We start from the raw sequence: 11354 nt of genomic DNA, 5'->3' as shown, positions 1-11354 counted from the left end.
CCCGGCCGCTCTATGAGTGCGACGCTAGCCGCGGATCACTCCGCCGACTTGCCCTTGAGGGCAGCCAGGCGGGCCTCGATCTCGATCTGCGAGGAGTCGGTCTCGAGCTCCGCGAACTGGGCGTCGAGGCTGGAGGCGGCCAGCTCGACCTTGCCCTGAGCCAGGGCCTCCTGGCGACGCACGCGATCCTCGAAGCGGCCGAGCTCGCTCGTGGGATCCAGGATGTTGATGGAGGAGAGGGCGTCGGTGACCTGAGCCTGCGCCTTTGCGGTCTTCTCGCGGGCGATGAGCTGGTCGCGGCGGGACTTGAGCTCGGAGAGCTTGTCCTTCATCTGCGACAGGCCCTTCTTCAGGCGCTCGGCGACCTCACGCTGAGCCTGGAGGGCGGGCTCCTCGGTCTTGACCTCGTTCTCGAACTGGATCTGCTTGCCGATGGCGACCTTGGCCAGGTCATCCCACTTGGTGGCTCCGGCCTCGTCACCGGCGGCGCGCAGGGAGTCGGCCTTGGCGGAGGCGGCGGCGGCCTTCTGGCCCCAGTCGGCCGCGGCCTTGACGTCCTCCTCGTAGTCCTTCTCGGCCATGCGCAGGTTGCCCAGGGTCTGGGCGATCGCGTTCTCGGCCTCGACGATGGAGTTGGTGTAGTCGCGGATCAGCTGGTCGATCATCTTCTGCGGGTCCTCGGCCTTGTCGAGGATCGCGTTGATGTTGGCCTTCGCGAGCTGGGCGATACGGCCCAGGATCGTCTGCTTCTCAGCCATGATGTTCTCCTTTGTGGTGATGTGCGCTCGTGCGCGGGTTGAGCGCGAGGCCAGGGCCCCGCAGGTCGGTGGGAGGGCTACAGCGAGCCCGAACCGGTCACTGAGCCGGCGTCTGTGGCGGAGGGATCGTCGTTATGGTGAGTGTGTTCCTCCGGATTGGTGCTTGGCGGTTCGAAGCGGGTCAAGCGTAGCGTTCAGCTTGGTCTCGACAGCGCGGGCATGCTCGAGAGCGTCGAATCCGTGGCACGCTATCCTCCTTGGTTGGTGGCGAACAGAATAAGATACATGATCGTGGGCCGCCGCGCGTTCACTATAATATGCGGTCCGTCACTTTATTGTGGTTTGTTGATGATCCGGTGACCGGGTGCGGACGCGAGCGCAGTGGCCCGCGATCGTCTGGCTCCAGTGTCAGTGGGTCGTCGCTCACCTCCTCTACTGGCGCCCCGGTGTCGCGAGCGCGCGTGGACAGAGGTGTCATGATCGGTCACCTCGGGTCGTTGAGTGCGAGGCCGGGGTGGCCTCGCGCAGCGGCTCGAGGGTGGCGCGGAGCCTGGCCTGCACGGTACGCAGGTGGTCGAGCGCCTCGAGCGGGCTGTCGTTGGTGATAAGGGCGGCCTGGCCGGTGGCGATCGCCTCCTGCGCGTCGGCGACCAGCGGGGCCAGGAGCGCCGTGTCGGCCTCGACGCCCTCAAGCTCGGTGAGGTCGGCGGAAAGGGACCCGATGGCGGCGCCCAGGCGATCCTGGATCGCGTCGAGGTCGGACTTGGCAGAGAAGATCGCGCCCGTCTGCGCGCCGGCCATGGTGAGCGCGCGCGAAGCGGTGTCGAGGGCCGAGGTGGCGCGGGCGTTGTCCTTCGTGACCGTCGCGCTCGCCGTCTCCAGCGCGTCGCGGGCGGATTCGAGCAGCTGCTCGGCACGCTCCGGGTTGCCCTGAAGCGAAGCGAGGGTCTTGGCGGGGTAAATGGTCGCGATGCTCGCCAGCTCCTCCCTGGCGCGCTTAAGGTCCGAGAGCTCCTCGGCCAGGCGCTCGCGCGCCTGTGCGATCCGAGAGGGGAGTGCGGCGTGCTCGGCGCGCTTGGCGGTGAATTCCGCGGTGGCCGCGCGCAGGGGGGACACGGCCGCGTCCAGGTCGTTCGACATCTCGGCGGCGAGACGCATCCTGGTCTGGGGGACCACCGCGGCCTGGATGCGCTTCTGGGTGTCGTACCCGCGTGAGAGAGCCGCCTTGGCCTCCTCGACCTGGCGATGGAAACGCTCGGTCGCGGACAGTCCGAACTGGGCGCGCGCATAGTCCCACTCCTGCTCGGAGGTGCGCACGAGCTCGGCTGCCTCGACGAGGCGCTTGTTCGCACCCTGCACGCGATGGTGGGCCTCCTCGGCAGCCCTGAGCCGTTCCTCGCGCGCCTTGAGGCGTGCGCGCCGTGCCATATCGTCGGAGGTGGGTGCGGGCTCGGAGTCGGCGCTCTCGCTCTCCTGCGAGTCCTTGGTACCCTTGATGGCCAAGCTGATCAGCCCGATGCATGCCGCGGCCACCAACCAGAGGAAGCCTCGGCCGTGTTCGGTCGAGCCGGACGACGAGGACCGGCTGGGGGAGGGCGACGAGGACCGGCTGGGGGAGGGCGACGAGGACCGGCTGGGGGATGTGGACCGAGCCGCGACGCGGTGCGCATCAGGCCCGAATCCTGCGTGTTGGAGGGTGGAGGCGGAAGTGACGACAGTCTCTGCGCCTCCCACGGCCTCGGTCGCGAACGCGGGCGCGCCACCGAGTGCTATCGCGGCCGTCATGACGGCTGCGATGCCTAGGCGTCGAATCTGTGGCACGCTATCCTCCTTGGTTGGTGGCGAACAGAACAAGGTACATGATCGTGGGCCGCCGCGCGTTCACTATGATATGCGGTCCGTCATACTATTGTGGTTTGTTGATGACCCGGTGGCGGGGTGCGGACGCGAGCGCTGTGGCCCGCGATCGTCTGCGTCAATTGCCGGTGGGTCGTCGTTCGCCTCCTCTACTGGCGCCCCGGTGTCGCGAGCGCGCGGTTGGTCAGGACGGTGGCCCTCGAGGCCGCCGCACGCGCCTGTAGAGGGTCCTTGTCGAGGGCCTCGCGAGCCTCGCCAATCGCCTGTTCCGCTTCGCGCAGGAGCTTGTTCGCGTCAAACAGGGCGGAGCCTTGACGGTTCCTCAAGGACTTGCGCGCCCACGCGAGGGCCGCATCAGCGTCACGAATATGACGCTGAGCGCTCTCTCGCGCCTTGAGCGCCGCCGCCTCTTGCGTCCGAAGGGGAGCGAGCACCGCCTCCAGGCGAAGCTCCAGGTCGCGAAGGGTCTCGAGCGCGCCGAGGGGGTCCTCGTCGTTGACCAGGGCGCGCTGGCCGAGCGCTATCGCTCCCCGCGCGTCGGCGACCAGCGGGGCCAGGAGCGCCGTGTCGGCCTCGAGGCCGTCAACCTCGGCGATGTCGCCGGACAGGGCCCCGATGGCGGTGCCGAGGCGGTCCCGGATCGCGTCGAGGTCGGTCTTCGCCGAGAAGATCGCGTCCGTCTGTGCATTCGCCATGGTCAGAGCACGCTGCGCGGTGTCCAGGGCCGAGGCGGCACGCGTCGGGTCCGCCCCGATATGCGCGCTCGCCGTGTCCAGTGCCGAGCGAGCGGACTCCAGGAACGCCGCCGCGCGCTGTGGATTGTCCTGGAGGGAGGCGAGCATGGAATCGGGGTAGAGTCCCGCGATGCTGGAGAGCTCTTCCTTCGAGCGTTCCAGATCGGCGAGCTCCTCGACCAGACGCTCACGAGCGTCACTTAGCTGCGCGGGCAGCGTTGAGCGCTCCCTTCGCCGTGCCGCAAACTCCGCGCGCGTCTTCTCCAGGGGAGGGAGGACCTCGTCCAGATCCTTTGTGATTGTCGCCGCCAGGCGCTTCTTGGCCAGGGAGTCGACGGTGTGGCATATCTGCGTGTGGGTGTCGCGTCCGCGCGCAACGGCCTCCTTGGCCGCCTCAAGGCGGTGACCGTACTCTTCGGCCGCGGCGCTGCCGAACTGTGCGCGGGCGAAGTTCCAGTCCTCCTCGGCGGCGCGGATCTGTTCCGCGGCCTCTGACAGGCGCCGATTCGCCGCATCGGCGGCCTTCAGGGCCTCACGCCTCACGGGGTCCACGATCGGAACGGACGCCCCGGAATCGGCGCTGGAATGGTCGTGACCGTCGTCTTCTCGCAGCGCGACCCACAGGTTGGAGACGACGGCAATCACCACGACGACGGCCAAGATAACGTAACCGCCGAGGCTCCTGTCTGCCTCCCTCTTCCGTTCTTCCTCTGCCGCTTGCTGCCTCTTGCGATTGTCGGCAGCGATGCGTGCGTGTAAGTCGGTCGTGCTGCGCACGTCGTCGATGAACGCGCGAGCGCCCGCCGCCGCCTCGTCGGGAGTGAGGGGGGTGGATGTGTGCTTGCCGCGGGCGACACCGAGCGCGTCGTCCAGCATCTTCTTCGTCATCGGGTCCGACGCCGCCTTCTGCTCCAGGTTCGAATCCGTGCAGTAGGTGTCGGTGCCGTCCTCGTAGGCCAGGACGTAGAGGATGCCCTTATCTGCTGTGCGCGATTGCATCAGGGTGGTCCGGCACCACGTCGATGGTTTCTGGTCGGAGAACGTGGGGACGATTGAGACGTCGATGTACATGGAGTACGCGGAATAGAAAGACTGAGCTGACGTCTCGATCATTCCCCGTTGCTCCGCGCTCAGGAAGCCGTCGGGATCGCTGACGTATCCGCTCGTGGCGAGCGGCTCGGTTGCGAAGGCGGGCGAGCCACCGAGCATCATCGCTGCCATCATGACGGCGGCGATGCACAGGCGTCGGATCAGTGCCACGTGGCCCTCCTGGTCGGTGGTGAACGGAACGGCATGGGCTCACAAGCTGTTCCGCGTCGCCCAAGCGTTGCAATCTGCGTCACGTTGTGTGTCCGGGGTCAGTGTACGCGACGCGGGCGCTCAGGCGGGCAGGCCGCCGCGAGCCGGGTGCGCGGCGGTGGCTCTCAGGCGGTGCGACGCGCTTAGAAGTGGCCCTTGGAACCGGAGAACCCGCCGCCGCCGAAGCTGCCGGAGCTCCCGGAGAACCCGCCGCCCGAGGAATGGCTGGAGCTGGAGCTGCCCCAACTCGAGCTGGAGCTGCCCCAACTTGAGCTGGAACCCCACGAGGAGCTCGAGTGCGAGCTGCCGCTGTTGGAGAACAGGATCGACCACAGGATCTGCTCACCGAGGGAGGAGCCGGAATTGCTCGAGCGGTCGTCGTCATCGTCCTCGTCGTACCAGCTCGTATCGGGTCGGGCCAGGGGCGTGGCCATGACGCGGTCGGCGAGGGTGCGCGCCCGCGATGCCTGGGAGGTCGCTTCGTTCGGGTCGCTGCCCAGGGCCTCGCGGGCCGCCTCGAGGGAGTGCTCAGCGTCGTGGAGGGTGGAGCGGACGTTCATGTTCATGGCGCCGCGTCGCCCCTGGACGTAGCGCTGGGCGCGCATGACCGCGGACTCGGCGAGGGACACCTGGGAGCGGGCGGCGGCCAGAGCCCGCTCGTCGTTGTCCCGCTTGGAGCGCAGCGGGGCGAGCGCGGCGTCAATGTTTGCTTCCGAGCTGCGCAGGTGTTCGAGGGCCGCCAACGGGTCGCCGTTGTTGAGGAGGGCGGCCTGTCCCTCGGAGATCGCCGCGCGCGCATCGGCGACGAGCGGGTCGAAGATGGCCGGGTCCGCCTTCAGGGACGACACGTCGTTGATATCCGACGAAATGGAGCCGATGGCGGCACCGAGGCGGTCGTGGATCGCGTCGAGGTCGGACTTGGCGGAGAAGATCGCGTCGGTCTGGTGCGTGGCCATCATGAGGGCGCGGTGTGCGGTGTCGAGGGCGCTCTCCGCGCGGGCCCGATCCGTCTCGGCCATCCGCTGGGCCTCCTCCAGGGCGGCGCCGGCGGTTGTCAGCAGGGCGGCGGCCTGCTCGGGGTTGTCCTGGAGGGAGGCGAGCATCTGCGCAGGGTAGATACCCGCGATGCTCACCAGCTCCGCCTTCGCGCGCTCCAGATCGGCGCGCTGCTCGATGAGGCGTTCGTGGGTCTCGGTGATGCGGTTAGGCAGCGTCGCCTGCTCGCTGCGCTTCTTCTCGAAGGAGGCCTGGACGGCGCTCAGGGGGTTCATGGAGGTCCCCAGGTCGCGCATGATGCTCGTCGCCAGGTTCGCGCGCGAGATCGGGTTGGTGGAGTCATTCATCTGCTTTTGAGTGTCAAAACAGCGCGCGACGGAATCCCGGGCGGCCTCCAGGGCGCGGGCGAATTGGTCGGTGGCGGCGATGCCGAACTGGGCGCGCGCGAAGTCGAGCTCGTCGGTGGCGGAACGCACCTGCTCGTCTGCCGCGAGGAGCTGGCGGTTGGCCTGCGAGACCTTCTTCTCGGCGTCTTCGGTTCTGGTGAGGGTGACCTGCTCCGCGGCGCGTTCGTTGCGACGCGAGGAGGAGGACACGGCGAGCCCGATGCCGATGAAGCCGCCGACGATGAGAATGAGGACGATGATGGCACCGCCCCGACCCTCGGAGGAGGTGGAGCGCGTTCCGCTACCCGAGCTACTCGTGCCGCTGGAGGAGGTGGTGGACCTGTTCGCGAGGGTATTAATGAAGGCGACGGCACCCGCGGCGGCGTCGGAAGAGGTCAGGGGCTTGCTGGCCAGTTTCGACTCGGCGGCCGTGCGCGCGGCGTCGCGTGCGCTTTGCGAGATGGAGCCGCCGTTGACGCATTCGCCGTCCACGCGCTCGTCGTAGGCGATGTAGTAGATGATGTTGCCGTCCGAGGTGCCGGAGGCATTGAGGGTCTTGCGGCACCATTCGACGCCGTCGATTCCCGAGAGGTTGTCGACGATGACGACGTCGACGGAGATGCCCTTCGCGCGCGCGGAGCGTGCGGCGGTTTCGATGAGCGTGCGCTCGGAGTCGGAGAGCCAGCCGCCCGGGTCGGTGACGATTCCGCTCGTTGTGACCGGTGCGGTCGCGAAGGCGGGGGCGCCCAGGGTGAGCAGTAGCGTTGCGAGAACTGCGACGAGGCTGAAACGGCGGATTCGTGACACGGGGCCCTCCTGCGTTGTGGCGAACAAGCAAAGATATACCACGTTACGCACGCGCGTCCACCATGTGACGCAGTATGCGACGTGTGATTACTGCCGTGGGGTCAGTCTACGCGAAAGCGCGCGGGGATGGAGCGGGCGGTGCTGTTCGCTACAGGCGGGAGCACGCCTCGCACACGGGGCGTGGGAGGGCCCTATGATAGGGGGAGCCTACCCGGCCTACAGACTATTGATAGAAGGAGGGGACCATGCCCACCGGTAAAGTCAGGTTCTTCGACGCTGATCGCGGTTTCGGCTTCATTACGGGAGACGACGGGGCGGATGTCTTCCTCCACTCGTCCGCGCTGCCGTCCGACGCGCCGAGCCCCAGGGTGGGAGCTCGCGTGGAGTATTCGGTGGCCGACGGACGCAAGGGACCGCAGGCCCTGAGCGTGCGCTTCCTGAAAGAGACAGCTTCCGTTGCCCGAGCCAAGCGTCGCAAGCCGCAGGCGATGGTGCCGGTCGTTGAGGATCTCATCAAGCTCCTCGACGCCTCGAGCGCTACCCTGCGCCGCGGCTCCTACCCGGACAACGCGACCAAGATCGCGAAGGTGCTGCGCGCCGTCGCAGAGGAATTCGATGCCTAAGACTGGTGCCCGTGTTCGGGCAGTGAAGAAGGACGCCGTCCTGGAGGCCGCGCAAGACGTGGCCCGCGCGGGCGCCGAGGCCGTGGCGCACCCGCGTCCCGTCGGCGAGCACGTGGGCTTCGAGATGGTGTCGGAGCGCCTGGGAACCCACTACTTCGCGTCGACTGACGCCGGGTACGTGGGCTGGTGCTGGTCGGTGACGGTCGCCCGAGTGCCGCGCGGCCGCGTCGCCACCGTGTGCGAGGTCGACATGACGCCGCGCGAGGGGGCACTCCTCGCGCCCGAGTGGGTGCCGTGGGAGGATCGCCTGCGCCCCTCCGATATTTCCCGCGAGGACACGCTGCCCTACGTGGCAGACGACGAGCGCCTGGAGCAGGGCTTCGAAGACACCAGCGAGGACCTCGACCTGCCGGTCGTGCGCGAGCTCGGCATGGGCCGACCCCGCGTCCTGTCCGAGGAGGGGCGCAGCCAGGCCGCGAAGCGCTGGTACGCGTCGGAGCGCGGCCCCAAGTCGGGCCGTCGTCCGCGCAACACGTGCTCGACCTGCGGTTTTCTCATGAAGATGGGCGGCGGCATGCGCACGATGTTCGGCGTGTGCGCCAACGAATGGGCGACCGACGACGGCGCCGTCGTCTCCCTGGACCACACCTGCGGGTCTCACTCGGAGACGGACATTCCGAAGAACGGCACCGCGTGGCCCGTGCGGCCCTCGCGCGTCAACGAGGGCGCGCTCGACGCCGAGCCGATGCCGCGCGCGTCAGAGCAGGCGGGCGACGAGGCCGTGGCACAGCAGGCGCAGGAGGCGACGCCCTCGGGGGACGTGACTGAGGAAGCGGAGCGGCCCGAGGTCGGCTGAGGCCTCGGCGAGCGCCCACTGATGGGAAGCGCCCGGGACGAGCGCCCGGGTGCTTTCTCAACAAGTGGGAACACGGCGGGTATGTTTGCGCCCGGGCGCGTGAGCAGGCACGATTAAGCGGTGAGCACACAAGCACAGACCGCCCCATCCCACGGCGGCTTCACACAGTCACTTGATTCGTTCTTCCAGATTTCCAAGCGCGGTTCGACCATCGGTCACGAAATCCGCGGTGGAATCGTCACCTTCTTCGCGATGGCATACATCCTGGTCGTCAACCCGGCGATCCTGGGCAATGCCGTCCCCAAGGATGGCTCCATCACCACCCAGGGCATCGCCGCAGGTACCGCGCTCGTCGCCGGCATCATGACGATCCTCATGGGTGTCGTCGCCAACTACCCCCTCGCCCTGGCCGCAGGCCTCGGCCTGAACGCGGTCGTTGCCTTCACCCTGGTCCTGGGCTCCGGCCTCAGCTACGGCGAGGCCATGGGCGTCATCGCGTGGGAAGGCATCCTGATCTTCCTCCTGGTCCTCACGGGCTTCCGCGAGGCCGTCTTCCGCGCGGTTCCCCCCGCCCTCAAGACCGCGATCACGGTGGGCCTGGGCCTTTTTGTCGCCCTCATCGGCCTGGTGAACGCGGGCATCGTCCGCGCGGGCGCGACGCCCGTCCAGTTCGGTATTTCGGGTTCGCTTGACGGCTGGCCGGCTCTGGTCTTCGTATTCGGTCTCTTCCTCATGATCGTCCTCTACGTGCGTGGCGTGAAGGGCGCGGTCCTCATCTCGATCATCTCTGCGACCGTCCTGGCGGCCATCGTCCAGGCGTTCGCGCACATCGATCGGATTTCCGACACGAACCCCACCGGTTGGGGCCAGACGGTTCCGGAGCTCAAGGGCTCCCCGATCGCCGTTCCCGTCTTCGACACGCTCGGCAAGGTCGATCTCTTCGGTGGCTTCGGCAAGCTCGGCGTCGTCTCCATCATTCTGCTGGTCTTTTCCCTCATGCTCGCCGACTTCTTCGACACGATGGGGACCATGGTCGCCGTCGGCGCCGAAGGTAAGCTGCTGGACGAGCAGGGCAACCCGCCCAAGACCCGCCAGATCCTGATCATCGACTCCCTGGCCGCCGTGGCCGGCGGCGTCGGCGGCGTCTCCTCGAACACCTCCTACGTCGAGTCGGCCTCGGGCGTCGCCGAGGGTGCGCGCACCGGCCTGGCCTCCGTGGTCACGGGTGTCCTCTTCCTCATGTCGACCTTCCTGGCGCCCCTCGTTGAGCTGGTCCCGACCGAGGCCGCCTCCACGGCCCTCGTGTTCGTCGGCTTCCTCATGATGACCCAGGTGACCGACATCGACTGGGATTCCAAGGAAGTTGCGATCCCCGCTTTCATGACGATGGCCTTCATGCCCTTCGGCTACTCCGTGTCCGTCGGCATCGGCGTCGGCTTCGTGACCTACTCGCTCATCCAGCTCGTCAAGGGCCAGGCCCGCAAGGTTCACCCGCTCATGTGGCTGGTGTCCGTCCTGTTCATCATCTACTTCCTGATGGGTCCGCTCCAGCGCCTCCTCGGCGTCGGCTGATTTCTCACCTGTCGTCCCCTTCCTGCCCCGCCGGAGCCTCGCTCCGGCGGGGCAGTCGTATCCTAGGAATATGCGCCGAGGAGGGGTGATCGCCTGAGGCTGCCCCCGCCTCGTTCGGCGCGCAGCAGCAGCGAGAGAGAGGGAGGTCTGGCGTGTCGGCAACATTTGCATCTATGCGCTACGTGAACTACAGGTATTGGTTCGTTGCCTCCCTGATTGCGTCCACCGGCGCGTGGCTCCAGCGCGTCGCCCAGGACTGGTACGTACTGACGGTTCTCACCGATCACGACGCCTCGCAGGTCGGCGTCGTCACCGCCCTGCAGTTCCTGCCCATCATCCTGTTCTCCGCGTGGGCGGGCGTGCTCGCGGACCGCATCCCCGGGCGGCGCCTCCTCCAGTGCACGCAGACGGGGGTGGGCCTCGTCTCCCTCGTCATCGGTGTCGTCGTGCTGACGGGCACGGGCGAGCTGTGGCACCAGTACATCCTCGCTTTCGTCTCCGGGACGATCTCCGCGGTCGACACGCCCGCACGCCAGGCATTCGTCGGCGAGCTCGTGCCCCAGGACAAGATGGCGAACGCCGTCGCCCTGAACGCCACCGCCTTCCACACCGCGCGCCTCATTGGCCCGGCTTCGGCGGGTTTCTTCATCGACTGGTGGGGGGTGGGCCCCGTCTTCCTGATCGACGCCGGGATGTTTGCTGCCCCCGTCATCGCCCTGGCCCTCATGCGCGCCGACCGCCTCTACCCGCGCACCCTCATCCCGCGCGCTCGCGGGCAGCTCCGCGAATCGGTTGTGTACGTGCATGGCCGCACGGATATTCGCATCATCCTCGCCCTGATTGTCGTCGTCAGCGCCCTGGGCATGAATTTCCAGATGACGAGCGCGCTGATGGCCACGACCGTGTTCGGTAAGGCGGCCGGGTCGTTCGGTATTTTGTCGACCTTCATGGCGTTCGGGTCGATTCTCGGGTCGACGGGAGCCGCGCGCCGCGTTCCGCGCCTGCGCACGATTCTCCTGGGCGCGGCGTTTTATGGGACCGCCGAGATCCTCTTGGGCCTGGCCCCCTCCTACTGGTGGTTTGCGCTCCTGTCGATCCCCACGGGCTTTGGCATGCTGACGATGAATACGAGCGCGAACGCCCTGGTTCAGACCCGCACCGATCCCGACAAGCGCGGGCGCGTCATGGCGCTCTACTCCCTCGTGTTCTTGGGTGCGACGCCGATTGGCTCGCCGATCATCGGGTGGGTGGGGACGATGTTTGGGGCGCGATGGTCGATCCTGGTGGGCGGCATCGCGTCGCTGGGCATCGCGCTCATCTGCGGGGTCTGGGCGATGATCCACTGGAAGGGGCGCGTTGTTGCCCGCCCGACCTTCCCGTGGGTGGGCGTGGAGGCGGACTCCTCCGTGGACGCGCCGCGCCGCTCGCTGGATGAGGACTGAGGTGCGCCCCCGGGGGACTGGGAG

Annotated in this window: 8 protein-coding genes; 4 read left to right on the top strand and 4 right to left on the bottom strand. The window is 67.7% G+C overall.

What is annotated here, in order from left to right; translation table 11 throughout:
* Window positions 1–35: 35 nt before the first annotated feature.
* From HMPREF1138_RS07265 to HMPREF1138_RS07250, 4 genes are all read right to left on the bottom strand, one after another.
* Window positions 36–758, bottom strand: a complete 723-nt coding sequence (locus tag HMPREF1138_RS07265) for a PspA/IM30 family protein (protein WP_009058088.1) — start codon at window positions 756–758, stop codon at window positions 36–38.
* Window positions 759–1232: 474 nt separating this feature from the next.
* Window positions 1233–2579 carry a hypothetical protein gene (locus tag HMPREF1138_RS07260; protein WP_009058077.1) on the bottom strand — a complete coding sequence of 449 codons (1347 nt, stop codon included), beginning with the start codon at window positions 2577–2579 and terminating at the stop codon, window positions 1233–1235.
* 185 nt (window positions 2580–2764) lie between these two features.
* A complete protein-coding gene (locus HMPREF1138_RS07255; protein WP_009058069.1) occupies window positions 2765–4609 on the bottom strand; it encodes a TPM domain-containing protein in 1845 nt (614 codons plus the stop codon).
* Between the two features lie 182 nt (window positions 4610–4791).
* A complete protein-coding gene (locus tag HMPREF1138_RS07250) occupies window positions 4792–6837 on the bottom strand; it encodes a TPM domain-containing protein (protein WP_009058092.1) in 2046 nt (681 codons plus the stop codon).
* A gap of 245 nt (window positions 6838–7082) precedes the next feature.
* Here HMPREF1138_RS07250 and HMPREF1138_RS07245 point away from each other — a divergent pair, with 245 nt between their 5' ends.
* The 4 genes from HMPREF1138_RS07245 (at window position 7083) to HMPREF1138_RS07230 (ending at window position 11330) form a co-directional block, all read left to right on the top strand.
* Window positions 7083–7460, top strand: a complete 378-nt coding sequence (locus HMPREF1138_RS07245; RefSeq protein WP_009058058.1) for a cold-shock protein — start codon at window positions 7083–7085, stop codon at window positions 7458–7460.
* Window positions 7453–8316, top strand: a complete 864-nt coding sequence (locus HMPREF1138_RS07240) for a DUF3027 domain-containing protein (protein WP_009058070.1) — start codon at window positions 7453–7455, stop codon at window positions 8314–8316. Before HMPREF1138_RS07245 ends, HMPREF1138_RS07240 begins: the two co-directional genes overlap by 8 nt.
* A gap of 120 nt (window positions 8317–8436) precedes the next feature.
* The gene (locus HMPREF1138_RS07235) at window positions 8437–9888 is read left to right on the top strand and encodes an NCS2 family permease (RefSeq protein ID WP_009058073.1); all 1452 of its coding nucleotides are present in this window, start codon (window positions 8437–8439) and stop codon (window positions 9886–9888) included.
* Window positions 9889–10040: 152 nt separating this feature from the next.
* The gene (locus HMPREF1138_RS07230; protein ID WP_009058084.1) at window positions 10041–11330 is read left to right on the top strand and encodes an MFS transporter; all 1290 of its coding nucleotides are present in this window, start codon (window positions 10041–10043) and stop codon (window positions 11328–11330) included.
* Window positions 11331–11354: the final 24 nt, after the last annotated feature.

It is taken from the genome of Actinomyces sp. ICM58 (genome assembly GCF_000283035.1).
In the GTDB taxonomy this organism is placed as follows: Bacteria; Actinomycetota; Actinomycetes; order Actinomycetales; family Actinomycetaceae; genus Pauljensenia.
The sequence above is the reverse complement of the archived record's forward strand: the minus strand, read 5'-3'. Positions and strand labels throughout refer to the sequence as shown.